Genomic DNA, 24,071 nt, shown 5'->3' with positions numbered 1-24,071 from the left:
GATCTCGAGCGGGCGCACCGGGCGGAGCTGGCCCGGGCCGCCCGCGCGGTCGCCGCCAAGAAGTGGGGCCTGGCGGTCGCCCCGCTGGCCGCCCCCGTGCCCCCGGCCGCGAAGCCGCGGCTCACCACCCGCGAGGGCTTCGAGGTCGAGGGCCAGGACGAGTCGCTGCCGCCGGTCTTCACCCGCGTCCCCACCGAGGACAAGGTCGTCTTCCTGACGATGGACGACGGGGACGACAAGGACCCCGAACTGCTGAAGATGATGTCGGAGCTGAACATCCCGTACAGCGCCTTCCTCAGCGACTACGTGGTGCGCGACGACTACGCGTACTTCGCGGACGCCCAGGCCCGCGGGGTCGCGCTCAACAACCACACCCTCAACCACCGCTATCTGCCGGGTCTGCCCTACGAGGAGCAGAAGCACGAGATCTGCGGCCAGCAGGACGTCATCGAGAAGCGGTTCGGCAAGCGGCCCCGGATCTTCCGGCCGCCGTACGGCAACTACAACACCGACACCCTGAAGGCCGCCAAGTCCTGCGGCATCACCGCCGTACCGCTGTGGGAGGCCGAGGCGTTCCCCGACCGCATGGAGTGGCGCGAGGGCGAGGCGAAGCTGCACCCGGGCGACATCATCCTCACCCACTTCCGCGGCACGAAGGAGTGGCAGGGCAGCATGCCCGACCTGATCCGGTCCGTCATGAAGGTCGTCACCGAGCAGGGTTACGCGGTGGCCCGCCTGGAGGACTACGTCTAGGAAAGGCTCCCCGCCGGACCCCGGTATCCGCCACGAGGGGCGTGAATTGGCACTCCGCTTGACCGAGTGCTAATCGCGGTCATAGTCTCAGTGCTGGCACTCCCCACTGGAGAGTGCCAGCAGTACTGTGCGACCGGCAGGTCCGGCACCCGCGACGACGGGCTCACCTGGTCGCCACCCCAAAGACTGTTAAACCCCGTGAGATCTCCGAAGGGGGAGACCGGATCGTGTCGACCGCCAGCTCCAAGGTTGCGATCAAGCCGCTCGAGGACCGCATCGTGGTCCAGCCGCTCGACGCCGAGCAGACCACGGCCTCCGGCCTGGTCATTCCGGACACCGCCAAGGAGAAGCCCCAGGAGGGCGTCGTCCTGGCCGTGGGACCGGGCCGCTTCGAGAACGGCGAGCGCCTGCCGCTCGACGTCAAGACCGGCGACGTCGTGCTGTACAGCAAGTACGGCGGCACCGAGGTGAAGTACAACGGCGAGGAGTACCTCGTCCTCTCGGCTCGCGACGTGCTCGCGATCATCGAGAAGTAATTCACCCACGTTTGCTTCTGTTCTGCGCCCCTGGCCCCGTGCGAGATAACCAGCCGGGAGGCTGGGGGCGCAGCGCTTGTACTTGAGAGGACAGTTCAGCTCCATGGCGAAGATCCTGAAGTTCGACGAGGACGCCCGTCGCGCCCTCGAGCGCGGCGTCAACAAGCTTGCCGACACGGTGAAGGTGACGATCGGCCCCAAGGGCCGCAACGTGGTCATCGACAAGAAGTTCGGTGCCCCCACCATCACCAACGACGGTGTCACCATCGCCCGCGAGGTCGAGCTCGACGACCCGTACGAGAACCTCGGCGCGCAGCTGGTGAAGGAGGTGGCGACCAAGACCAACGACGTGGCCGGTGACGGCACCACCACCGCCACCGTCCTGGCCCAGGCGCTCGTGCGCGAGGGTCTGCGCAACGTCGCCGCCGGCGCCTCCCCGGCCGCCCTGAAGAAGGGCATCGACGCCGCGGTCAAGGCCGTGTCCGAGGAGCTCCTCGCGACCGCCCGCCCGATCGACGACAAGTCCGACATCGCCGCCGTCGCCGCGCTCTCCGCGCAGGACGCCCAGGTCGGCGAGCTGATCGCGGACGCCATGGACAAGGTGGGCAAGGACGGGGTCATCACCGTCGAGGAGTCCAACACCTTCGGCCTGGACCTCGACTTCACCGAGGGCATGGCCTTCGACAAGGGCTACCTCTCCCCGTACATGGTCACCGACCAGGAGCGTATGGAGGCCGTCCTCGACGACCCGTACATCCTGATCCACCAGGGCAAGATCGGCTCCATCCAGGAGCTGCTGCCGCTCCTGGAGAAGGTCATCCAGTCCGGTGGCTCCAAGCCGCTGCTGATCATCGCCGAGGACGTCGAGGGCGAGGCCCTGTCGACCCTGGTCGTCAACAAGATCCGCGGCACGTTCAACGCCGTCGCCGTCAAGGCGCCGGGCTTCGGTGACCGCCGCAAGGCCATGCTCGGCGACATCGCCACCCTCACCGGTGCGACCGTCATCGCCGAGGAGGTCGGCCTCAAGCTCGACCAGGCCGGCCTGGACGTGCTGGGCACCGCCCGCCGCGTCACCGTCACCAAGGACGACACCACCATCGTCGACGGCGGCGGCAAGGCCGACGAGGTCGCCGGCCGCGTCGGCCAGATCAAGGCCGAGATCGAGGCCACGGACTCCGACTGGGACCGCGAGAAGCTCCAGGAGCGCCTGGCGAAGCTGGCCGGCGGTGTCTGCGTGATCCGCGTCGGTGCCGCCACCGAGGTGGAGCTGAAGGAGAAGAAGCACCGTCTGGAGGACGCCATCTCCGCGACCCGCGCCGCGGTCGAGGAGGGCATCGTCTCCGGTGGTGGCTCCGCCATCGTCCACGCCGTCAAGGTCCTGGAGGGCAACCTCGGCAAGACCGGCGACGAGGCCACCGGTGTCGCCGTCGTCCGCCGCGCCGCCGTCGAGCCGCTGCGCTGGATCGCCGAGAACGCCGGCCTCGAGGGCTACGTCATCACCTCGAAGGTCGCCGAGCTGGACAAGGGCCAGGGCTTCAACGCCGCCACCGGCGAGTACGGCGACCTGGTGAAGGCCGGCGTCATCGACCCGGTCAAGGTCACCCGCTCCGCCCTGGAGAACGCCGCCTCCATCGCCTCGCTGCTGCTCACGACCGAGACCCTGGTCGTCGAGAAGCCGGCCGAGGACGAGCCGGAGGCCGCGGGCCACGGCCACGGTCACAGCCACTGACGCACGGCTGACCGCGTGACGCGGTGAAGGCCCGGTCCCCACGCGGGGGGCCGGGCCTTCACGCATGCCGGGGCGTACGGGTCAGGCGGACCGGTCCAGGTCCGTCGGGCGCACCGGCTCGGCGAACGGCAGGCCGCGCGCGTACCGCTCCAGCTCGTCCAGGGCGTGATCGGTCATCCGGTGCAGCTCGTTGCCGAGGGAGCCCGCCACGTGCGGGGTGAGCAGCACATTCGGCAGCTCGTAGAACGGCGAGTCCGCGGGCGGCAGCTCGGGGTCGGTCACGTCCAGGACGGCGTGCAGCCGGCCCGGTACGACCTCGTCCAGCAGGGCCGCCTCGTCGATCAGGGAACCGCGGGCCGTGTTGATCAGCGTGGACCCGGTCCGCATCAGGGCGAGCTGGCGGGCGCCGATCATGTGGCGGGTGGCCGGGAGCTGGGGGGCGTGCACGGACACCACGTCGGCGCGGGCGCACAGTTCGTCCAGGGTGACCGCCTCGGCGCCCAGCCGCGCCGCCTCCTCCGCGCCGACGAACGGGTCGTACAGCAGGACCCGCAGGTCGAAGGGGCGGAGCAGCTCGATGACGCGGCGGCCGATGCGGGAGGCGCCGACGATGCCCACGGTGCGGTGGTAGTTGCCGGCCCCGTCCAGCTCGGCGCGCCAGTCGTGGTCGCCGCGCACCTCGCGGTAGACGTGCGCGGAGTGCGGGACGCGTTTGTTGGCGAGCAGGATGGTGGCCAGGGTGTACTCGGCGACGGGCAGGGCGTTGGCCCCGGCCGCCGAGGAGACGGTGAGGCCGCGGTCCCAGCAGGCGTCGGTGATGTGGTGCTTGACGGAGCCGGCCGCGTGGACGACCGCCTTGAGCCGGGGTGCGGCGGCGAGGACGGGCGGGGTGAGCGGGGTCGCGCCCCAGCAGGTCAGCAGGACGTCGGCCCCGGCGAGGGCGGCGGCGACGCGCGGGCTCGGGTCGGCCAGGTCGTGGGCGACGAGGGACGGGTCCGTACGGGCGAGGGCGGTGAGCCGGTCGCGGTGGCGCTGCGCGAACAGGCGCTCGTAGATGTCCGGGCCCATCGCGAGCAGGACCGAAGGACGGGGGTCGGGGGTGGGGTGCATGGTGGTGGAGGGCTCCCTCGGTTGAGCGGTGGGCTACTTGACGCTGCCGGCGGTGAGTCCGGCCTTCCAGTGCCGCTGCAGGGAGACGAAGGCGACGATCAGGGGGATGACGGCGAGGAGCGACCCGGTGACCACGAGCGGGTAGAAGCCGGGCTCGCTGTGGGTGTTGGTGTTCCAGGAGTACAGGCCGAGGCTCAGCGGGAAGAGCTCGCGGTCCGACAGCATCACCAGCGGAAGGAAGAAGTTGTTCCAGATCGCGGTGAACTGGAAGAGGAAGACGGTCACGAACCCCGGCATCATCATCGGCAGGCCGATGGAGAAGAAGGTGCGCAGCTCGCCCGCCCCGTCGATGCGCGCGGCCTCCAGCGCTTCGCCGGGGATGTATCCGGCGGCGAAGACCCGCGCGAGGTAGACCCCGAAGGGGTTCACCAGGACCGGGATCAGCACGGACCAGTAGGTGTTGACGAGCCCCAGCTTGCTGGCGAGCAGGTACATGGGCAGCGCCAGGGCCGTCGTCGGGACGAGCACCCCGAGCAGGACCAGGCCGAACAGCTTCTCCTTGCCCCGGAACTCGTACTTGTCGAAGGCGTATCCGGCGGCGACGCAGATCAGGGAGCAGACGGCGGCGCCGGCCCCGGCGTACAGCAGGCTGTTGCCGTACCAGCGGAAGTAGACGCCGTCCCCGTAGGAGGCGATGTCGGAGAGGTTCTTGGAGAGGTCGAAGCCCTCGAAGGAGAAGGTGTCCCCGGCGAGCAGCGAGCCGGTGTCCTTGGTGGCGGCGGTGACCAGCCAGACGAGCGGGAAGAGCATGTAGAGGACGGCCAGGAGCAGCGCTCCGTTGACGGCCGCCTTGGACAGCCAGGGGTTCCTGCGGTTCGTGGTGGTGCTCATGCGTCCGCCGCCTTCCGGCCGGTGAGGCGGGTGACGACGAAGGACAGCAGCGCGGCGGCGAGCGCCAGGAGTACGGAGGCGGCGGCCGCGAGTCCGAAGTCGTTGCGGGAGAAGGCCGCGGTGTAGGCGTACATGTTCGGTGTCCAGGAGGAGGAGACGGCGGACCCGGAGCCGGTGTTGAGGATCAGGGGTTCGGTGAACAGCTGGAGCGAGCCGATGATCGTGAAGAGCACGACCATCAGGACCGAGGTGCGGATCAGCGGGAGCTTGATGCTGAGGGCGACGCGCCGGCCGCTCGCCCCGTCCACGGTGGCCGCCTCCAGCACGGAGCGGTCGATGGCCTGGAGCGCGGCGTAGAAGATGACCATGTTGTAGCCGAGCCACTCCCACAGCGCGATGTTGACGATGGAGGGCAGCGCGCCGGAGGGCGAGAAGAAGTCGAAGCCGATCCCGCCGGAGTGCATCGCGGAGACGACCGGGCTCAGCCCCGGGGTGTAGAGGTACAGCCAGATCATCGCGGCGATGATGCCGGGCACGGCGTGCGGCAGGAACAGCGCGAGCTGGAAGAAGCGCCTGGCGCGGGCGAGCGTCGAGTCGAGCAGCAGCGCCAGCAGCAGGGCCCCGCCGACCATCAGCGGGATGTAGACGGCGCAGTAGCCGAGGAGGACGAGGAAGCCGTCCCGGAAGACCCGGTCACCCAGCGCCGCCGCGTAGTTGCCGAGTCCGGTGAAGACCGTCTCGGAGCCGCCGAAGCCGAGCCCCGACTGCTGTTCGGTGAAGAGGCTGAGCCAGACCGCGTAACCGATCGGGATCAGCATCACGACGGTGAACAGGACGAAGAACGGGGTCAGCAGGGTCGCGGCGGCGCGGGTGCGGGCCTTCATCCGGTCAGCCCTCGACCTTCAGGCCGCGCTTGGTCAGCTCCGTGACGGTCGCGTCGTGGGCGGCCCGCACCGCGTCGGGGATGGTGGTGCCGCCCCCGGCGACCTTGCCGAACTGGTCCTTCAGGACGGTGTTGGTGGTGCCCATCGAGGGGCCCCAGGTCCAGCCCTGCCGGATGGCGGAGCCGCCGTCCTCGAAGACCTGGTAGATGTCCTGGCCGCCGTAGAACTTGGTGTCGAACGCCTTCTTGGCGGCCGGGCGCAGGGCGAGCGCGGCCGGGAACGCGCTGGAGGTGCCGGAGGAGATGCGGGCCTCGATGCCTTCCTCGGTGGTGGTCATCCAGGTGGCGAACTCGACGGCGGCGGCGGCCTTCTCGCTGTTCTTCGGCACGGCGAAGGTGGTGCCGCCGAGCATGCCGCCGGCTGGCTTGCCGTCCCAGGTGGGGATCGGGGCGACGGCCCACTTGCCGCTCTGCTCGGGCAGGGTGCCGCCGAGGACGCCGCCGCCCCAGGAGGCGCCGAGGTAGCCGATGGTGCCGCCGGTCTTGAGGGAGTTGGTCCAGGCGGGCGAGAAGGAGGCGTCGGAGCGGACCAGTCCGTCCTTCACCAGGCCCTGCCAGTAGTCGGCGACCTTGGTGGTGGCGGCGTCGGTGGTGTCGACCTTCCAGGTGTCGCCGTCGGCCTTGAACCACTGGGCGCCGGCCTGCCAGACCATCGCCTCGAAGGTGGTCGGGTCGTCCGGGAAGAAGGTGCCGATGCGGGCCTTGGCGTCGGCCTTCCTGACCTTCTCGGCGGCCTTGCGGAACTCGTCCCAGGTGGTGGGGACCGCGATGTCGTACTTGGTGAAGAGGTCCTTGCGGTAGAAGAAGGCCTGCGGCGCGGCGTCGAAGGGCACGGCCCAGCTCTTGCCGCCGAGCGTCGTCTGCTCGATCGCCTGCGGGAGGAACTTCTTCTTCACGTCGTCGGTCAGGTACGTCCCGATGTCCTGGAAGCCGCCCTGGCTGACGAACTCGGGGAGCTGCGGGTACTCGACGGAGACCAGGTCGGGGGCGTTGCCCGCCTTGATCGCGTTGGAGATCTTGGCGTAGCCGCCGGCGTTGCCGGACGGGGTCTCCTCGAACTTCACGCGGATGTTCTTCTGCGAGGCGTTGAACGCGTCCACGACCTCCTTGGTGCCCTTGGCCCAGCCCCAGAAGGTGATGGTCACCGGCTTGGCGGCGGTGCCGGTGCCGCCGCCGGAGGAGTCGTCGCCGCTGCCGCCGCACGCCGTGACGACGGCGAGGGCGGTGACGGCTCCGGCTATGGAAAGAGTCGTTCTGCTCCAACTGCGATGCACGGCGAAGCTCCTGGGATCGGCGGCGACATTGACGTTGGGCGAGATCCTTGGCGCCGCCCTGTCCGAAGTCAAGAGCGAAAGATTGATTGATCGAGAAAAGATCAGAACGTTATCGAGTGGTCGAAGCCCGAACGCGCAGCCGGGGGAGCAGTGCCAGATGCCGTCCCGGCTCGTCGTCACCCCGCCCGGACCCGAGCCGCGCGAGCAGCAACTCCGTCGCGTGGCGCCCGATATGACGCTTCGGCGGGCTGACCGCGGTCAGCGGGATGTCGCCGAGCGCGGCCACCTCGTCGTCGTACGCGATCACCGCCAGGTCCTCCGGGACGCGTACGCCCAGGTCGGACAGGCGCTGCACCAGATGGATCGCGTCCACGTCGTTGTGCACCAGCGCGGCCGTGGCCCGGCCGGAGACGACCGCCTCGCGCACCGCCCGCACCGCCGCGTCGAAGCGCTCCGGATCGACCTCGGGGCCGGACGTGCCGATCATGGCCGGGGCGTCCGTGCGCCCCAGCACCGCCAGGGCGTCCGCGTAGCCGGAGCGCACCGCCAGCGCGGTCGGGCTGTCGGCGCGGGCGACGAGCAGCGGGGTGCCGTGGCCCAGGCCGATCAGATGGCGCACGGCGAGCAGCACCCCGTGCCGGTGGTCGGAGCAGACCCGGTCCAGCCCGTCCAGGGGCGAGCCCGGCGCCGGGGTGCGCTCCAGGAGCACGGCGGGCACCGGTAGTCCGGTCATCCAGTCCCCGTACGCCGCCTGGTCCTCGGCCCCCCGCCAGGCCGGGGCGATCAGCAGCCCGTCCGCCCCGGCGGCCAGCAGCCCCTCGGCGCGCGCCCGGTCCTCCTCGGGCCGGTAGTCGGAGATCCGCAGCACCAGCCGGGCCCCCGCCCGGTCCGCGGCCTCGTGCGCCCCCCGGATGACCTCGGCGAAGTAGTACGTGGCCGAGGGGGCGATCAGGCCTATCACCGGGCCGCCCGCCGGATCGGACGCGGCCGGGCCGGACGCGGGCCCGGGCCAGGAGACCGACCCGTGGACCCGGTCGAGCAGCCCCCGCCCGGCCAGCGCCTCGACGTCGCGGCGCACCGTGACGGGGGAGACCCCGAGCAGGCCGGCGAGATCCGAGACACGGGCCGAACCGCGCTCCCGCACCAGGGCCAGCAGTCGGTCGTGACGTTCAGCAGCACTCTCGCGCACGGCGGCAGTCCCCTTGCAAATCGCGATGTGATGGCTCGGCTGGCCAGACCCTATTACGCCGTGATCGATTGACGGAAGTTTCGATCATTCGATACGTACGTCTTGACGTTCGATCGCTCGCCGGTCAAGGATTTCCGGCGACGCCGAAGTCCGCCTCCAGGGGAGCATCATGCCCAAGACGACCCCGCATCCGGCCCGCACCCGTGCCGACTGGGAGCGGACGGCGGACCAACTGCTGTGCGCGGTACGCCCCTACGCCTCGCCCCGGCACGGCCGCATCGACCTCCCCGGACCCCGGCCCAGCTGGTCCGGACCCGCCTCGGACGGCCTGGAGGGCTACGCCCGCACCTGGCTGCTCGCCGCCCTGCGCGTCGCCGGAGCGCGCGGCGACGACCCGCACGGCCACCTCGACCGCTACGCCGAAGGACTCGCCGCCGGCACCTCCGCCCCGGCGGGCGGCCCGGACGCCTGGCCGCAGATGGCCGACACCCGCCAGGCCGTCGTAGAGTCCGCCTCCGTCGCGCTCGGGCTGCGCCTCACCCGCCCCTGGCTCTGGGACACCCTCGACGACACCACCCGGCAGCGCGCCGCGGAGTGGCTGCTGCCCGCGCTCGGCCCGTCCCCGGTGGACAACAACTGGTGGCTGTTCGGGCTCACCGTCGCCGGCTTCCTCCAGGACGCCGGCATCGAGACCGACCGGGCCCGGCGCACCATCGACCGCGCCCTGGAACACATCGAGGACTGGTACCTGGGCGACGGCTGGTACAGCGACGGCCCCAACCGCTCCTTCGACCACTACAACGCCTGGGCGATGCACTTCTACCCCGTCCTGCACGCCCACCTCGCCGGCGACCGCGCCCTCCTGGACCGCTACGGCCCCCGGCTGCACCGCCATCTCGCCGACTGCACGCGCATGTTCGGCGCCGACGGCGCGCCCATGCCGTTCGGCCGCTCCCTCACCTACCGGTTCGCCGCGGCCGCCGCCCCCTGGCTCGGCGCGCTGACCGGCCACACCCCGCTCGCGCCGGGCGCCACCCGCCGCCTCGCCTCCGCGACCCTCGGCTACTTCCTGGACCGGGGCGCCACCGACGCGAACGGCCTGCTCACCCTCGGCTGGCACGGCCCCTACGAGCCCGTCCTCCAGACGTACTCGGGACCGGCCTCCCCGTACTGGGCGTCCAAGGGCTTCCTCGGGCTGCTCATGCCCGCGGACCACCCCGTCTGGACGGCCCCCGAGGAGCCGCTGCCCGCCGAGACGGCGGACGCCGTGACCCGCCTCGGCCCGACCGGCATGCTCCTCCAGTCCACCGCCGCGGACGGCCTGGTCCGCCTCCACAACCACGGCTCGAACCACGTGGGCGACGACGAGGACCCCGGCTACGCCCGCTTCGCGTACTCCACACGCACCGGCCCCACCCACGGCGCCGTACGCGACAACCACTTCGCGCTGCTCCTCGACGGCGCGCCCACCACCCGCCGCACCGCCGAACCCCTCACCGCCGAACCCCCGGCCCCGGGCCTGGCCGTCTCCGCGCACACCCCGTGCCCCGGCGTCCGGGTCGTCTCCGCCACCCTCGCCCACGGCCGCGCCGAGGTCCGCGCGCACCTGGTCAGCGGCGCCCCCGAGGGCACCCCGGTGCGCCAGACGGGCTGGGCCACCGACGACCCGGCGCTCACCGCCCAGCTCCACCCGGTCCACGGCTACAGCGGCCCCGCGCACCGGCTCCCCGGCGGCTCCACCATGTTCGGCGCGGCCTCCGTGCTTCTCGCTCTGGACGGCGCCACCACCGGGGAGCGGTCCCTGTTCGTGGCGCTCGCCTCGCTCACCGGGGAGCCGGACCCGGACCCCGTCACCGCCCTCGCCGACGTGCGCGTCCAGGGGCCCGACGAGATCCGGGTGACCTGGCAGGACGGCACCACCGCCGTCCTGCGTGTCCCGGCGGAGCCCTGAGCGGACCGCGCCGGGACACCCCGCGCCCCTTTACTGCGGGCCGTACTTGCGGCCCGTGCGCGAGCTGATCCCGCCGAGCAGGCCGCGCGGCGCCAGCTTCGCCGCCCCCATCAGCACCTTGTAGCGCGGGTCCGGGATCGACACCGTCCTCCCGCGCGCCAGGTCGGCGAGCGCCGCGCCCACCAGCTTGTCCGCGTCGAGCCACATCCAGCCGGGGATGTTGTCCGTGCCCATCCCGGCCCGCTGGTGGAACTCCGTACGCACGAACCCCGGGCACAGCGCCATCAGCCGCACGCCCGACCCGGCCAGGTCCTTCGCCGCGCCCTGGCTGAACTGCACGACCCACGCCTTGGAGGCTCCGTAGGTGCCGCGCGGCAGGAACGCCGCGACCGACGCCACGTTGACGATGCCGCCCCTGCCGCGCTCCCGCATGGCGGGCGCGGCGGCGGAGGTCAGCCGCAGCACCGCCTCGCAGTGCACCTTCAGCATGGCCAGCTCGTCGGCCATCGAGACCTCCAGATAGCGGCCCTTGTTGCCGAACCCGGCGTTGTTCACCAGGAGATCGACCGGCCGCCTGCGGTCGCCGAGGCGTTCCTCGACCGCGCCGATGCCCTTGTCGTCGGACAGGTCCGCTTGCAGCACCTCCGCCTCGATGCCGTGCCGGTCGTGCAGCTCGGTCGCCTGCTCGCGCAGCCGGCCGGCGTCCCGTGCCACCAGGACCAGGTCGTACCCGTCGGCGGCGAGCCGCCGGGCGAAGGCGGCACCGATGCCCGCCGTCGCGCCCGTGATCAGTGCAGTCGTCATACGCGGCACGGTAGAGCATCGGAAACCGGCCGCTCCCGGGCCCCGTCGGCGCCCCGGCCCCCGGCGCTCACCGCCGGGCGGTGGCGGCGGCCCCGGCCACGTACGCGCGCGCCTTGCGCAGCGCCTCGGGGTGCAGGGCCGCACCGGCCGGCAGCAGCAGCGGCAGCAGGTCGCGCCGCGTCGTGACGGCCCTGAACTGCAACTCCACCGTCACCTCGTGGTCCGGCCGGTGCACGATCTCGACCGGGTCGCCCGCCTGCACGGAGCCCGGCGTGACGACCCGGAGATACGCCCCCGGTGCCGCCGCCCGGGTGAACCGCCGGACCCAGCGCTCCTCGCCCAGATGACCGGCGAACGTACGGCACGGAATCCGGCCACAGGTCACCTCCAGGACCAGTTCGCCGCCGATCCGCCAGCGCTCACCGATCAGCGCGGTGCTCACCGCCAGCCCGGCCGTGGTCAGGTTCTCGCCGAACGAGCCGTTGGGCAGCGGCCGGCCCAGCTCCCGCTCCCAGCCGTCCAGGTCCTCGCGCGCGAAGGCGTAGACGGCCTGGTCGGAGCCGCCGTGATGGCGCAGGTCGCACACCGCGTCCCCGGCGAGCCCGCTGCCGCCCTCGCCCTCAGGACCCGGGTCGGTGACCCGGACCGGCCCGTCGACGGGCCGCTTGTCGATCCCCGTCCGGCCACCCGGCGCGTCGGTGTAGGACGCCGGAGCGGGACGCCCCGCGTTCACGGTCAGCACAGTCATCGCGGTCATGCCGGAACGCTATCCAACGCCTGCCCAAAGCCGCTCGCCAATAATTCGCGGACGCCCCAAGCGACGCTTATGCTCAAGAGGTGATCGAAGCCCGCCACCTCCGTGTCCTGCGCGCCGTGTCCGCCACCGGCTCCTTCTCCGCCGCCGCCCGCGAACTCGGCTGCACCCAGCCCGCTGTCAGCCAGCAGATGAAGGCCCTGGAGTCCTCCGCCGGGACCACCCTGCTCATCCGGACCGGCCGGGAGATGCGGCTGACCGAGGCGGGCGAGGCGCTGGTGCGGCACGCCTCCGGCATCCTCGCGGGGCTCACCGCCGCGGAGGAGGAGGTCGCCGCGATCGCCGGGCTGCGGGCCGGCCGGGTCCGCCTGGTCTCGTTCCCCAGCGGCAGCTCCTCGCTGGTCCCCGGCGCCCTCGCCGCGCTCAGGGCCGCGCACCCCGGCACCCGGGTCTCGCTGGTGGAGGCCGAACCGCCCCGGTCCGTGGAGATGCTGCGCGCCGGCGACTGCGACATCGCGCTCGCCTTCCGCTACGGGGAGCCGGGCGCCGAGTGGGACGACCTCGTGGTGCGTCCGCTGCTCACGGACCGGCTGACCGGTCTCCTCCCCGAGGGGCACACGCTGGCGGACCGGGAGGCGGTGGGCATCGCGGAACTCGCCGGGGAGTCCTGGATCGCCGGGTGCCCGCGGTGCCGCAGGCAGCTGGTGGAGGTGTGCGAGGAGTCCGGGTTCACCCCGCGCATCGACTTCGCGACCGACGACTACCCGGCGGTGATCGGCCTGGTCGGCGCGGGCCTGGGCGTGGCCGTGCTGCCGGCGCTGGCGATCGAGTCGGTGCGGCCGCGGGGAGCCAGGACCGTCACGGTGGAGCCGGCCATCGAACGCGAGATCGTCGCGCTGACCCTGCCCGACCTGGCGCGCGTCCCGGCTGTGGCGGCGACCCTGGACCAGCTCGCCCTGGCGGCGGCGCGCTGAGGGGCACGTGGGGCGTGCGGGATGTCGGAGCGCGTCCCGGGTGGTGAAGAAACGTTTCTGTGCTGGGGTGCGGCGGTACGGCCGTCAGCCGTGCCCGTTCGGGGACGCGGGGGCCGCCGTGATGAGCCGGTTGCGGGCGCGGCCCATCAGCTCCTCGCGTTCGTCCTCGGTCAGACCGCCCCACACCCCGTAGGGCTCGCGGACGGCCAGGGCGTGGGCCGCGCACTCCGCGCGTACGGGGCAGCGCATGCACACCTCCTTCGCGGAGGTCTCGCGGGCGCTGCGGGCGGCGCCGCGTTCCCCCTCCGGGTGGAAGAAGAGCGAGCTGTCGACCCCGCGGCAGGCCGCGAGCAGCTGCCAGTCCCACAGATCGGCGTTGGGTCCGGGAAGGCGGGAGAAATCGGCCATTGCTTGTCCCCTCGAAACCGTGCTGAGTCGATGACCGCGTACAAGACCGTACATCTTCGGTGCTAGTAGATGTAAATATGACTGATTGCGAATCTAGCCACAGACACCACCAAAAGGGAAGAAATCCCGCTAAATGGGGCACTCGCCCCGCCAAAATTTCGGTTGACGACTGGACGACCCGTGGCGCTCTGCTCCGTGAGCGCTTCCTCACGTAGAGTGCCGAACCCGCTCTTCCCACCCGTAACTCTTTCGAGTGACCGTCGTTGAACGGGTGGAGGCGGTTGACAGAAAGAGCGATCGGGCAGGTGTCCGAGAGCGTCGACCGCACAGGTGACGACTTGTAACAGCCTGGAGGCTCAAGGTGACGCGCATCAGCTGCGGAGGGCGGTCATGACTTCCGTCCTCGTCTGCGACGACTCCCCGCTTGCCCGAGAAGCGCTCCGTCGCGCGGTCGCGACCGTGCCCGGCGTCGAGCGTGTGACGACGGCCGCCAACGGCGAGGAAGTCCTCCGCCGCTGGGGCGCCGACCGTTCGGATCTGATTCTCATGGACGTACGCATGCCCGGACTCGGGGGGGTGGAGACAGTCCGGCGGCTGCTTTCCGCCGACCCCGGTGCCCGGATCATCATGCTGACCGTCGCCGAGGACCTGGACGGCGTCGCGCTCGCGGTCGCCGCCGGCGCCCGCGGCTATCTGCACAAGGACGCCTCGCGGGCCGAGCTGCGCGCGACCGTCACGCAGGCGCTGGCCGACCCGACCTGGCGGCTCGCCCCGCGCCGGCTGCGGTCGGCCGAGATGGGCGCGGCGCCGACGCTCACCGCCCGTGAGATTCAGGTCCTCGAAGGGATGAGCCACGGCCGCTCCAACGCGGAGATCGGCCGCGAACTCTTCCTCTCCGAGGACACCGTGAAGACCCACGCCCGCCGTCTGTTCAAGAAGCTCGGGGCGTCGGACCGGGCACACGCGGTGGCCCTCGGCTTCCGCTGGGGCCTGGTCCGCTGACGACGCGCCCAGGGGCCCGGCGGCCCCTGGGCGGGGGGTGCGGCGCGAGCCGTACCCCGCCGATCCGGTGGTATGTGACGCTTCCCGGCCGATGCCGCATCCTTGAGGCGTGGAGTTCCTCGGGAACGATTCGGTCGAGCGGAAGGGGAGGGCGCAGGACATGACTTCCGGCGCACCCGCTCATAACGCTTCGGTGCACAACTACGGAGGCGGTGCCACGGACGACACCGGACCGGGGCACCATGGTCCGATGCGCGACGACGGAACGACGGTGATCGGTGCCCTGGTGCACCGCGCCGTCGAGGGCGACGCGCAGGCCACCCACGACCTGCTGGCCCACGTCCACCCGCTCGCCCTGCGCTACTGCCGGTCCCGGCTCAGCCGGCTCCCCGGTGACGCCCGCCACTTCGTCGAGGACCTCGCGCAGGAGGTCTGTGTCGCCGTGCTGATGGCGCTGCCGCGCTACAAGGACACGGGCAGGCCCTTCGAGGCCTTCGTCTTCGCCATCGCCGGACACAAGGTGGCCGATCTCCAGCGCGCCGCGATGCGCCATCCGGGATCGACCGCCGTGCCCTCCGACGAGATGCCGGAGCGGCCCGACGACTCCCTGGGGCCCGAGGAACGGGCGCTGCTCAGCAGCGACGCCGCCTGGGCCAAGAAGCTCCTGGCCAACCTCCCGGAGAACCAGCGCGAACTGCTCGTGCTGCGCGTCGCCGTGGGGCTGACCGCCGAGGAGACCGGGCAGATGCTGGGCATGTCGCCGGGCGCCGTCCGGGTCGCCCAGCACCGCGCCCTGAGCAGACTGCGCGCCCTCGCCGAGCAGTGAAAGCGGGGCCGGGCCCCGTCCACCGTAGAAACCTACAGAAACCGCGGGTGATCTTGCTCGTGGAATGAGACGCCTCCCGAGGCCGTTAGCATGGACATCCGCACCGATCAAGGCCATTTGGGGAAGGTGTCATGACTGCAAACGTCGACGGAGTGCCCGAGAAATTCGCGACGCTCGGGCTGACATACGACGACGTGCTGCTGCTGCCGGGCGCATCGGAAGTGCTGCCCAACGCGGTCGACACCTCGACGCTCATCTCGCGCAACGTACGGGTGAACATCCCGCTGCTCTCCGCCGCCATGGACAAGGTGACGGAGGCCCGCATGGCCATCGCCATGGCCCGGCAGGGCGGCGTCGGCGTGCTCCACCGCAACCTCTCGGTCGAGGACCAGGTCAACCAGGTCGACCTCGTCAAGCGCTCCGAGTCCGGCATGGTGACCGACCCGATCACGGTCGGCCCCGACGCCACGCTCGCCGACGCGGACGCGCTCTGCGCCAAGTTCCGCATCAGCGGCGTCCCGGTCACCGACCAGGGGGGCAAGCTGCTCGGCATCGTCACCAACCGCGACATGGCCTTCGAGTCGGACCGCTCGCGCCAGGTGCGCGAGGTCATGACCCCGATGCCGCTGGTCACCGGCCGGGTCGGCATCTCCGGCGTGGACGCCATGGAGCTGCTGCGCCGCCACAAGATCGAGAAGCTGCCGCTGGTCGACGAGGCGGGCCTCCTCAAGGGCCTCATCACCGTCAAGGACTTCAAGAAGGCCGAGCAGTACCCGAACGCCGCCAAGGACGCGGACGGCCGGCTGCTCGTCGGCGCGGCCGTGGGCGCCAGCCCGGAGGCGCTCGACCGCGCCCAGGCGCTGGCCGAGGCCGGGGTGGACTTCCTGATCGTCGACACCTCGCACGGCCACAACCGCAACGCCCTGAACTGGATGGCCAAGATCAAGTCGGCCGTCGGCGTCGACGTGATCGGCGGCAACGTCGCCACCCGCGACGGCGCGCAGGCCCTGATCGACGCGGGCGTGGACGGCGTCAAGGTCGGCGTCGGCCCCGGCTCCATCTGCACCACCCGCGTGGTCGCCGGCATCGGCGTCCCGCAGGTCACCGCGATCTACGAGGCGGCGCTGGCCGCCCGCGCGGCGGGCGTCCCGGTCATCGGCGACGGCGGCCTCCAGTACTCCGGCGACATCGGCAAGGCCCTCGCCGCCGGCGCCGACAGCGTGATGCTGGGCTCCCTCCTGGCGGGCTGCGAGGAGTCCCCGGGCGAGCTGCTGTTCATCAACGGCAAGCAGTTCAAGTCGTACCGGGGCATGGGTTCGCTGGGCGCGATGCAGTCCCGCGGCCAGGGCCGCTCCTACTCCAAGGACCGGTACTTCCAGGCCGAGGTCGCCTCCGACGACAAGCTCGTCCCCGAGGGCATCGAGGGCCAGGTCCCGTACCGCGGCCCCCTCGCCAACGTGCTGCACCAGCTGGTGGGCGGCCTGCGCCAGACCATGGGCTACGTCGGCGCCGCGACGGTGAGCGAGATGGAGAGCAAGGGCCGCTTCGTCCGGATCACCTCGGCGGGCCTCAAGGAGAGCCACCCGCACGACATCCAGATGACGGTGGAAGCACCGAACTACAGCAAGAAGTAACGCGCCACGCGAGCACGAGGGGCGGTCCGGGGGTTCCCGGACCGCCCCTCGTGACGCGTGTCGGGGATACTGGACAGCGCAGACGCAGAGGGAAAGGCCACATCATCGTGACTGAGATCGAGATCGGGCGCGGCAAGCGCGGCCGCCGGGCATACGCATTCGACGACATCGCCGTCGTCCCGAGCCGCCGCACCCGCGACCCGAAGGAGGTCTCGATCGCCTGGCAGATCGACGCCTACCGCTTCGAGCTGCCGTTCCTGGCCGCCCCGATGGACTCCGTGGTGTCCCCGCAGCACGCCATCCGCATCGGCGAGCTGGGCGGCCTCGGCGTGCTCAACCTCGAAGGGCTGTGGACGCGCTACGAGGACCCGCAGCCGCTGCTCGACGAGATCGCCGAGATGCCGGCCGCGACCGCGACCCGCCGCCTCCAGGAGATCTACGCCGCGCCGATCCAGGCCGACCTGATCGGGCAGCGCATCAAGGAGGTCCGCGACTCCGGCGTCGTCACCGCCGCCGCGCTCTCCCCGCAGCGCACCGCCCAGTTCTCCAAGGCCGTCGTGGACGCCGGCGTGGACATCTTCGTCATCCGCGGCACCACGGTCTCCGCCGAGCACGTCTCGGGCGCGGCCGAGCCGCTGAACCTCAAGCAGTTCATCTACGAGCTGGACGTGCCGGTGATCGTCGGCGGCTGCGCCACGTACACCGCCGCCCTGCACCTGATGCGGACCGGCGCGGCCGGTGTCCTCGTCGGCTTCGGCGGCGGCGCCGCGCACACCACGCGCAACGTCTTCGGCATCCAGGTCCCGATGGCGACCGCCGTCGCCGACGTGGCCGGCGCCCGCCGCGACTACATGGACGAGTCCGGCGGCCGGTACGTGCACGTCATCGCGGACGGCGGCGTCGGCTGGTCCGGCGACCTGCCGAAGGCGATCGCCTGCGGCGCGGACGCCGTGATGATGGGCTCCCCGCTGGCCCGCGCCACCGACGCCCCGGGCCGCGGCCGGCACTGGGGCATGGAGGCCGTCCACGAGGACGTCCCGCGCGGCAAGCTGGTCGACCTCGGCACGGTCGGCACCACGGAGGAGGTCCTCACCGGCCCCTCGCACACCCCCGACGGCGCGATGAACATCTTCGGCGCCCTGCGGCGCGCGATGGCCACGACGGGCTACAGCGAGCTGAAGGAGTTCCAGCGCGTCGAGGTGACCGTCGCGGACTCCCAGCACCGCCGCTGAGTCTCCCGTACACACGGAAGGGCCCGGACCGCGACGAGCGGTCCGGGCCCTTCGGCGTTGCGGGGTTACGAGCCCTTGCGGGCACCGCCGACCGCGCCCAGCGCGCCGAGCGCCAGGAAGAGGTAGGTCTTGCCGTCGGACCCCTCGTTCCACGCCTTGGTGAGCACGTCGAAGTGGTCGAAGAGGACGCTGGTCACCGACTCGTTCGCGAGGTCCGAGAAGACGACCGCGAGGCCCAGGAGCTGGCCGAGGTAGACGGCGCCGACCGACAGCAGGGCGCTGATCACGGTCATGACCGGGTTGGCGCCGCCGGACTTCCGCGCGGCGAAGCCGACGAGGAAGCCGACACCGACGGCGAGGTAGCCGATCTCGTGCTCGAAGTTGCCGAGGATGAGGCCGTAGACGATCGCGCCGACGAGGCCCGCCCCGACGGCGGCCACCAGACCGACCCCGATGTTGTTGCGTGCCGGCGGCGGGACCGGGGCGAACGGCGCCGGGCCGCCGGGCTGCTGGCCGGCGAACGGGTTACCGCCCTGGGGCTGACCGCCGTAGGGCTGGTTCGGCGGCGGTACGGACTGGCTCATGCTGGGTTCTCCCCCTGGGGACGTCTACGCACTGCTGTGCGAGGAGTGACGCCGCAGGCTAGCAGCCGGTTCCGACATCGGCCCACCGAAATCGTTGGGGGAACTGGGCTGACAGCCCGTCATCAGAGCCGGTGGGCAGCTCCGGCGGGGGTCGCGCCACGGGTGTCGAGGAGGAGCTGCGCCTTCACGGCGAGGCCCTGGAGGTCGTACGTACGGTGGTGCTGGAGCAGCACCGTGAGGTCCGCGCCGGCCGCCGCCTCGTAGAGCGAATCGGCGCGCGGCACGGACCGCCCGCGCACCCGCCAGTCCAGGACGTGCGGGTCGTGGAAGCGGATCTGGGCGCCCATGTCGAGGAGCCGGTTGGCGATCTCGCGGGCGGGGGCCGCCTCCTGGTCGGCGAGGTCGGGCTTGTAGGTGACCCCGAGCAGGAGGATCCGGGCGCCCCGGACCGCCTTGCCGTGCTCGTTGAGGAGGGTGGCGCAGCGCTGGATCACGTACTGCGGCATCCGTCCGTTGATCTCCTGCGCCAGCGAGACCATGCGCAGCGGGGTGCCGGGGACGCGGCCCGGGTCCACCGGGGCGCCGTGGCCGCCGACGCCGGGGCCGGGGCGGAAGGGCTCGAAGCCGAAGGGCTTGGTCTCGGCGCACCGGATGACGTCCCAGAGGTCCACGCCGAGGTCGTGGCAGAGCACCGCCATCTCGTTGACCAGGGCGATGTTGACGTGCCGGAAGTTGGTCTCCAGGACCTTCGTCATCTCCGCCTCGCGGGTGCCGCGCGCCCGGACCACCTTGTCGGTGAGGCGGCCGTAGAAGGCGGCGGCCGACTCGGTGCAGGCGGGGGTGAGGCCGCCGATGACCTTGGGGGTGTTGGCGTAGACGTGGGTGCGGTTGCCGGGGTCGAGCCGGCTGGGGGAGTGCGCGAGGTGGAAGTCGCGCCCGCCCCGCAGCCCCGAGCCCTGCTCCAGGATCGGCAGCAGGAAGTTCTCCGTGGTGCCGGGCGGCACGGCCGACTCCAGGAGCACGGTGGTGTGCGGGCGCAGCCGGGCGGCCAGGGCGCGGGCCGCGTCGGCGACCGCGCCCAGGTCGAGGGCGCCGTCCGGGCCGGGCGGCGTCGGCGCGCAGATCACGGCGGTGCGGACCCGGCCCAGCTCGGCCTGGTCGGTGGTGGGCCGGAAGCCCCCGGAGAGCATGCGGCGGACGTCGGACGCCGGGAGCGAGCCCTCGACCGGGGCGCGGCCCGCCGCGACCTCGGCGAAGGCGCGCGGGTCGGTGTCGTAGCCGATGGTCTGGATTCCGGCGTGGACGGCGGCCTGGGCGAGGGGCAGGCCGAGGTGACCGAGTCCGATGACGGCGAGGTCTGCAGGCACGTGGGTGGCCGTCCTTCCCTAAGACCAAAAGACAGAAAGCGCAACCGCTGTGGACAGCGCTATGTCAGGTTAGGCGTAAATATGACCTGTATGTCGCATTGTCGGGGCGTTGTCGCCCGGGTGTTGTCCACAGGCGGTGGCTGAAGTCGCGCGGCGCGGACAGAATCGAGCTGTGGGCACGGGCGCCGAACGAACGGTCGGGGCCGTATTCCGTGCCGGACCACCCCGATCCACCGGGAGGCAGCAGTGAGGACAGCGACACTGGGACCTGCGGAGCGCGCCGAGGCGCTCGCCGCCATGGCCGAGCGCGAACTGGACGTGCTGGTCGTCGGGGCGGGCGTGGTCGGCGCCGGCACGGCGCTGGACGCGGTCACCAGAGGGCTCTCGACCGGCCTGGTCGAGGCCCGCGACTGGGCGTCGGGCACATCGAGCAGGTCGAGCAAGCTGATCCACGGCGGGCTGCGCTATCTGGAGATGCTCGACTTCGCCCTCGTACGGGAGGCACTCAAGGAGCGCGGGCTGCTGCTGGAACGGCTCGCCCCGCATCTGGTGAAGCCGGTGCCCTTCCTCTACCCCTTGCAGCACAAGGGCTGGGAGCGGCTCTACGCCGGCTCCGGCGTCGCGCTGTACGACGCGATGTCGGTGTCCTCCGGGCACGGCCGGGGCCTGCCGGTGCACCGCCACCTCTCCCGCCGCCGCGCCCTGCGGGTCGCCCCGGCCCTCAAGCGGGACGCGCTGGTGGGCGCCCTGCAGTACTACGACGCCCAGATGGACGACGCCCGCTACGTGGCCACGCTGGTGCGCACCGCCGCCGCGTACGGCGCACGGGTGGCGAACCGGGCGCGCGTGACCGGCTTCCTCCGGGAGGGCGAACGCGTCGTCGGCGCCCGCGTGGAGGACGCCGAGGCGGGCGGCACCTACGAGATCAGGGCCAAACAGGTGGTCAACGCGACCGGTGTGTGGACGGACGACACCCAGTCGCTCATCGGCGAACGCGGCCAGTTCCACGTCCGCGCCTCCAAGGGCATCCACCTCGTCGTCCCCAAGGACCGCATCCACTCCTCCACCGGCCTGATCCTGCGCACCGAGAAGTCCGTGCTCTTCGTCATCCCCTGGGGCCGGCACTGGATCGTGGGCACCACGGACACCGACTGGGACCTGGACAAGACGCACCCGGCCGCCTCCAGCGCCGACATCGACTATCTCCTCGAACACGTGAACTCGGTGCTGGCGACGCCCCTGACCAGGGACGACGTCGAGGGCGTGTACGCGGGCCTGCGGCCCCTGCTGGCCGGTGAGTCGGACGCCACCAGCAAGCTGTCCCGCGAGCACACCGTGGCCCACCCAGTCCCCGGCCTCGTCGTCGTCGCCGGCGGCAAGTACACGACGTACCGGGTGATGGCCAAGGACGCCGTGGACGAGGCGGTGCACGGCCTCGACCAGCGGGTCGCCGCCTGCGTCACCGAGGACGTGCCGCTGCTCGGCGCCGAGGGCTACCGCGCCCTGTGGAACGCCCGGGCCAGGACCGCCGCCCGCACCGGCCTCCACGTCGCCCGGGTGGAGCACCTGCTCAACCGGTACGGCTCGATGACCGAGCAGATCCTGGAACTCATCGCCGCCGACCCGGTGCTGGGCGAGCCGCTGCCCGCCGCCGACGACTACCTCAAGGCCGAGATCGTCTACGCCGCCTCCCACGAGGGCGCCCGCCACCTGGACGACGTGCTGACCCGGCGCACCCGGATCTCCATCGAGACCTTCGACCGGGGCACCCGTTCCGCCCGGCTCTGCGCGGAGTTGATGGCGCCGGTCCTGGGCTGGGACGCCGGCCAGATCGACCGGGAGGTCGCCCACTACGAGAAGCGGGTGGAGGCCGAACGCGAATCGCAGCGCCAGCCCGACGACCTGACGGCCGACGCGGCACGGCTGGGGGCGCCCGACATCGCGCCGCTGTGACGGGCCCCCGCGCCGGCCGGCCTCAGCCCGGGCAGAACTCCGCCTCCAGCAGCCCGGCTTCCAGACCGTCCGCCCCGGTCAGGGTGTCCGTGTCCACGCGGAAGGTCAGGGTGTGCCGGCCGTCGCGGGTCGCGGCGGTGCGCACGTAACTGCCCGCGATGCGCCCGTTGTGGCCCCAGACGGTGACCCCGCAGGGCAGCCGCTCGGGGTAGATGCCGAGGCCGTACACCCCGCGCGTGGCCGTGGTGTCGAGCAGGGCGGCCAGTTGAGCCGGTTTCAGCAGCCGGCCGTCCAGCAGCGCCGCGTAGAAGCGGTTCAGGTCGGCGAGCGTGGAGATCAGCTCACCCGCGGCCCCGGCGCTCCGGGGGTCCAGCTCGGTGACGTCGGTGAGCCGGCCGCCCGGCGCCCGGGAGTAGGCGCGGCCGTGCGGTGCGGGCAGGGAGGTGCGGCTGCCGGGGAGCGAGGTGCCGGTGAGACGGAGGGGGCCGATGAGGCGGCGGCGGATCTCGGTCGCGTAGGGGTGGCCGGTGACCCGGCCGACGACGAGGCCCAGGAGGGCGTAGTCGGTGTTGGAGTAGGCGTAGGTGCCCACGGCGGCCACCGGGCGGTGGGCCGTCGCGGTGCGGACGGCCGCCAGGGCGGAGAGGGGGCGGGCGGTGGCGTCGTCGGTGTAGTCGTACAGGCCGCTGGTGTGGCTCAGCAGGGCGCGCAGGGTGATGCGGCGGCCGTCGTTGCCGTGCCCCCGGACCAGCCCCGGCAGGAAGCGCTCGACCGGGTCCGTCAGCCGCAGCCGCCCCTCGCCGGCGAGTTGGAGGACGACGGCGGCGACGAACGACTTGGTGACACTGCCCGCCCGGAACCGGTCCGCGTACCGGATGCCGGGCCCCGTCGAACGGTAGGTGTCCCGGGGCGAGCGCGCCGGATCGCGGGCCAGCAGCGCGGCGTCGGGGGCGCCGCCCCGTACCGTGAACCGGGGGAGGTGGGAGACCGCCGGGGCGAGGTGTGATTCGCTGGGTACGCGCGCCGTTCCGAGGCCGCACAGAGCCAGCACCACCAGGGCGGCGAGCAGCGACCTCAGCATCGGCATGACGGTGTGTCCCTTCGTCGGGGCCATCATGACGGAGCGTGGACCCGGAACCAGGACCGGTCTCGGGGTGAGGGACAATGAACGCTCTGCCAGGGCGGGTTGATCGCAGAGGGGACGCATGTCGGAGGCGGAGCAGGCACGGGAGCCCCAAGGGGACAAGGGCGGACGTCTCCTCGCGGGGCGCTACCGGCTCGGGGAGGTGCTCGGCCGGGGCGGTATGGGCACGGTCTGGCGTGCCGTCGACGAGACGCTGGGCCGCACGGTGGCGGTCAAGGAACTGCGGTTCCCCTCGGCCATCGACGAGGACGAGAAGCGCCGCCTGATCACGCGTACGCTGCGCGAGGCCAAGGCGATCGCCCGCATCCGCAACAACGGCGCGGTCACCGTCTTCGACGTGGTCGACGAGGACGACCGGCCGTGGATCGTCATGGAGCTGATCGAGGGCAAGTCGCTGGCCGAGGCGATCCGCGAGGACGGCGTCCTGCCGCCCAAGCGGGCCGCCGAGATCGGCCTCGCCCTCCTCGACGTGCTGCGCTCCGCGCACCGCGAGGGCATCCTGCACCGCGACGTGAAGCCGTCCAACGTGCTGATCGCCGAGGACGGCCGGGTCGTGCTCACCGACTTCGGCATCGCCCAGGTCGAGGGCGACCCCTCGGTCACCTCCACCGGCATGCTCGTCGGCGCCCCCTCGTACATCTCGCCCGAGCGGGCGCGCGGTCACAAGCCGGGCCCGCCCGCCGACCTCTGGTCGCTCGGCGGCCTGCTGTACGCGAGCGTCGAGGGCTGCCCGCCGTACGACAAGGGCTCCGCCATCGCGACCCTGACCGCCGTGATGACCGAGCCGCTGGACCCGCCGAAGAACGCCGGGCCGCTGGAGGAGGTCATCTACGGGCTCCTCGCCCGCGACCCCGAGCAGCGGCTCGACGACGCGGGGGCGCGCGCCCTGCTCAACGACGTGATCAGCTCCTTCGAACAGCCGGAGCGCCCCGTCCCCGCCCCCGCCGACGCCACCCAGGTCATGGCGCTGCCCAAGGGCGGCGCGCTGGGCGCGGCGGCGGGCGAGGCCGGCG

At 72.1% G+C, this 24,071-nt stretch carries 22 protein-coding genes; 11 read left to right on the top strand and 11 right to left on the bottom strand.

Annotation, left to right across the window (positions count from 1 at the left end; translation table 11 throughout):
* The 3 genes from MHW47_RS14520 to groL all read left to right on the top strand — a co-directional run.
* Window positions 1-753 (top strand): polysaccharide deacetylase family protein (locus tag MHW47_RS14520; RefSeq protein WP_239223484.1); only part of this gene is annotated, 753 nt, incomplete at its 5' end.
* Window positions 754-980: 227 nt separating this feature from the next.
* On the top strand, window positions 981-1,289 hold the full coding sequence (groES, locus tag MHW47_RS14515) for a co-chaperone GroES (protein ID WP_018101172.1): 309 nt from the start codon (window positions 981-983) through the stop codon (window positions 1,287-1,289).
* A 103-nt stretch (window positions 1,290-1,392) separates the two neighbouring features.
* On the top strand, window positions 1,393-3,018 hold the full coding sequence (gene groL, locus MHW47_RS14510) for a chaperonin GroEL (RefSeq protein WP_239223482.1): 1,626 nt from the start codon (window positions 1,393-1,395) through the stop codon (window positions 3,016-3,018).
* Window positions 3,019-3,099: 81 nt separating this feature from the next.
* On the opposite strand, the gene MHW47_RS14505 is transcribed toward groL, so the two are convergent.
* The 5 genes from MHW47_RS14505 to MHW47_RS14485 form a co-directional block, all read right to left on the bottom strand.
* Window positions 3,100-4,128: a hydroxyacid dehydrogenase gene (locus MHW47_RS14505; RefSeq protein ID WP_239223481.1), complete on the bottom strand. Its 1,029-nt coding sequence runs from the start codon at window positions 4,126-4,128 to the stop codon at window positions 3,100-3,102.
* A gap of 33 nt (window positions 4,129-4,161) precedes the next feature.
* Window positions 4,162-5,019 (bottom strand): carbohydrate ABC transporter permease, encoded by an 858-nt coding sequence (locus tag MHW47_RS14500; RefSeq protein ID WP_239223480.1) that lies wholly within the window; start codon window positions 5,017-5,019, stop codon window positions 4,162-4,164.
* The gene (locus tag MHW47_RS14495) at window positions 5,016-5,903 is read right to left on the bottom strand and encodes a carbohydrate ABC transporter permease (protein ID WP_239223478.1); all 888 of its coding nucleotides are present in this window, start codon (window positions 5,901-5,903) and stop codon (window positions 5,016-5,018) included. The genes MHW47_RS14500 and MHW47_RS14495 overlap by 4 nt, the downstream gene beginning before the upstream one ends.
* 4 nt (window positions 5,904-5,907) lie before the next feature.
* Window positions 5,908-7,236, bottom strand: coding sequence for an ABC transporter substrate-binding protein (locus MHW47_RS14490; RefSeq protein ID WP_239223487.1), 1,329 nt, complete (start codon window positions 7,234-7,236; stop codon window positions 5,908-5,910).
* A 109-nt stretch (window positions 7,237-7,345) separates the two neighbouring features.
* Window positions 7,346-8,425, bottom strand: a complete 1,080-nt coding sequence (locus MHW47_RS14485; RefSeq protein ID WP_239223477.1) for a substrate-binding domain-containing protein — start codon at window positions 8,423-8,425, stop codon at window positions 7,346-7,348.
* Between the two features lie 169 nt (window positions 8,426-8,594).
* Between MHW47_RS14485 and MHW47_RS14480 the strand changes: the two genes are divergently transcribed.
* On the top strand, window positions 8,595-10,376 hold the full coding sequence (locus MHW47_RS14480; RefSeq protein ID WP_239223476.1) for a DUF2264 domain-containing protein: 1,782 nt from the start codon (window positions 8,595-8,597) through the stop codon (window positions 10,374-10,376).
* Between the two features lie 30 nt (window positions 10,377-10,406).
* Here the strand turns inward: MHW47_RS14480 and MHW47_RS14475 are convergent, their stop codons facing one another.
* Both MHW47_RS14475 and MHW47_RS14470 read right to left on the bottom strand, forming a co-directional pair.
* A complete protein-coding gene (locus MHW47_RS14475) occupies window positions 10,407-11,180 on the bottom strand; it encodes an SDR family oxidoreductase (RefSeq protein WP_239223475.1) in 774 nt (257 codons plus the stop codon).
* A gap of 67 nt (window positions 11,181-11,247) precedes the next feature.
* Complete coding sequence (locus MHW47_RS14470) at window positions 11,248-11,928, bottom strand: MOSC domain-containing protein (RefSeq protein ID WP_239223485.1); 681 nt, start codon at window positions 11,926-11,928, stop codon at window positions 11,248-11,250.
* 89 nt (window positions 11,929-12,017) lie between these two features.
* Here MHW47_RS14470 and MHW47_RS14465 point away from each other — a divergent pair, with 89 nt between their 5' ends.
* A complete protein-coding gene (locus tag MHW47_RS14465) occupies window positions 12,018-12,908 on the top strand; it encodes a LysR family transcriptional regulator (RefSeq protein ID WP_239223474.1) in 891 nt (296 codons plus the stop codon).
* 84 nt (window positions 12,909-12,992) lie between these two features.
* On the opposite strand, the gene MHW47_RS14460 is transcribed toward MHW47_RS14465, so the two are convergent.
* Window positions 12,993-13,316 (bottom strand): WhiB family transcriptional regulator, encoded by a 324-nt coding sequence (locus MHW47_RS14460; protein ID WP_239223473.1) that lies wholly within the window; start codon window positions 13,314-13,316, stop codon window positions 12,993-12,995.
* Between the two features lie 390 nt (window positions 13,317-13,706).
* Here MHW47_RS14460 and MHW47_RS14455 point away from each other — a divergent pair, with 390 nt between their 5' ends.
* From MHW47_RS14455 to MHW47_RS14440, 4 genes are all read left to right on the top strand, one after another.
* Window positions 13,707-14,318, top strand: a complete 612-nt coding sequence (locus tag MHW47_RS14455) for a response regulator transcription factor (RefSeq protein WP_003948568.1) — start codon at window positions 13,707-13,709, stop codon at window positions 14,316-14,318.
* 250 nt (window positions 14,319-14,568) lie between these two features.
* Window positions 14,569-15,144: a sigma-70 family RNA polymerase sigma factor gene (locus MHW47_RS14450; RefSeq protein WP_111339481.1), complete on the top strand. Its 576-nt coding sequence runs from the start codon at window positions 14,569-14,571 to the stop codon at window positions 15,142-15,144.
* A gap of 131 nt (window positions 15,145-15,275) precedes the next feature.
* Window positions 15,276-16,778 (top strand): IMP dehydrogenase, encoded by a 1,503-nt coding sequence (gene guaB / locus MHW47_RS14445; protein ID WP_239223472.1) that lies wholly within the window; start codon window positions 15,276-15,278, stop codon window positions 16,776-16,778.
* A 107-nt stretch (window positions 16,779-16,885) separates the two neighbouring features.
* The gene (locus MHW47_RS14440; RefSeq protein ID WP_239223471.1) at window positions 16,886-18,010 is read left to right on the top strand and encodes a GuaB3 family IMP dehydrogenase-related protein; all 1,125 of its coding nucleotides are present in this window, start codon (window positions 16,886-16,888) and stop codon (window positions 18,008-18,010) included.
* 65 nt (window positions 18,011-18,075) lie between these two features.
* On the opposite strand, the gene MHW47_RS14435 is transcribed toward MHW47_RS14440, so the two are convergent.
* Entirely contained in the window at window positions 18,076-18,594 is a 519-nt protein-coding gene (locus MHW47_RS14435) for a hypothetical protein (RefSeq protein WP_239223470.1), read from the bottom strand.
* 122 nt (window positions 18,595-18,716) lie between these two features.
* Entirely contained in the window at window positions 18,717-19,961 is a 1,245-nt protein-coding gene (locus tag MHW47_RS14430; RefSeq protein WP_239223469.1) for a nucleotide sugar dehydrogenase, read from the bottom strand.
* A 246-nt stretch (window positions 19,962-20,207) separates the two neighbouring features.
* Here MHW47_RS14430 and MHW47_RS14425 point away from each other — a divergent pair, with 246 nt between their 5' ends.
* On the top strand, window positions 20,208-21,914 hold the full coding sequence (locus MHW47_RS14425; protein ID WP_239223467.1) for a glycerol-3-phosphate dehydrogenase/oxidase: 1,707 nt from the start codon (window positions 20,208-20,210) through the stop codon (window positions 21,912-21,914).
* A gap of 22 nt (window positions 21,915-21,936) precedes the next feature.
* Here MHW47_RS14425 and MHW47_RS14420 read toward each other — a convergent pair whose 3' ends face one another.
* A complete protein-coding gene (locus MHW47_RS14420) occupies window positions 21,937-23,001 on the bottom strand; it encodes a serine hydrolase (protein WP_239223466.1) in 1,065 nt (354 codons plus the stop codon).
* Between the two features lie 118 nt (window positions 23,002-23,119).
* On the opposite strand from MHW47_RS14420, the gene MHW47_RS14415 reads away from it, so the two are divergent.
* Window positions 23,120-24,071 (top strand): serine/threonine-protein kinase (locus MHW47_RS14415; RefSeq protein WP_239223465.1); only part of this gene is annotated, 952 nt, incomplete at its 3' end.

It is taken from the genome of Streptomyces sp. OfavH-34-F (assembly GCF_022347745.1).
Classification (GTDB): Bacteria; Actinomycetota; Actinomycetes; order Streptomycetales; family Streptomycetaceae; genus Streptomyces.
This window is presented reverse-complemented; position numbering and strand designations above follow the sequence as displayed.

Bases quoted from the DNA above. Each gene is read 5' to 3' on its own strand.
- groL (WP_239223482.1), top strand. From the start codon at position 1,393: ATGGCGAAGATCCTGAAGTTCGACGAGGACGCCCGTCGCGCCCTCGAG.
- MHW47_RS14505 (WP_239223481.1), bottom strand. From the start codon at position 4,128: ATGCACCCCACCCCCGACCCCCGTCCTTCGGTCCTGCTCGCGATGGGC.
- MHW47_RS14500 (WP_239223480.1), bottom strand. From the start codon at position 5,019: ATGAGCACCACCACGAACCGCAGGAACCCCTGGCTGTCCAAGGCGGCC.
- MHW47_RS14495 (WP_239223478.1), bottom strand. From the start codon at position 5,903: ATGAAGGCCCGCACCCGCGCCGCCGCGACCCTGCTGACCCCGTTCTTC.
- MHW47_RS14480 (WP_239223476.1), top strand. From the start codon at position 8,595: ATGCCCAAGACGACCCCGCATCCGGCCCGCACCCGTGCCGACTGGGAG.
- MHW47_RS14475 (WP_239223475.1), bottom strand. From the start codon at position 11,180: ATGACGACTGCACTGATCACGGGCGCGACGGCGGGCATCGGTGCCGCC.
- MHW47_RS14470 (WP_239223485.1), bottom strand. From the start codon at position 11,928: ATGACTGTGCTGACCGTGAACGCGGGGCGTCCCGCTCCGGCGTCCTAC.
- MHW47_RS14460 (WP_239223473.1), bottom strand. From the start codon at position 13,316: ATGGCCGATTTCTCCCGCCTTCCCGGACCCAACGCCGATCTGTGGGAC.
- MHW47_RS14455 (WP_003948568.1), top strand. From the start codon at position 13,707: ATGACTTCCGTCCTCGTCTGCGACGACTCCCCGCTTGCCCGAGAAGCG.
- MHW47_RS14450 (WP_111339481.1), top strand. From the start codon at position 14,569: ATGCGCGACGACGGAACGACGGTGATCGGTGCCCTGGTGCACCGCGCC.
- guaB (WP_239223472.1), top strand. From the start codon at position 15,276: ATGACTGCAAACGTCGACGGAGTGCCCGAGAAATTCGCGACGCTCGGG.
- MHW47_RS14435 (WP_239223470.1), bottom strand. From the start codon at position 18,594: ATGAGCCAGTCCGTACCGCCGCCGAACCAGCCCTACGGCGGTCAGCCC.
- MHW47_RS14420 (WP_239223466.1), bottom strand. From the start codon at position 23,001: ATGCCGATGCTGAGGTCGCTGCTCGCCGCCCTGGTGGTGCTGGCTCTG.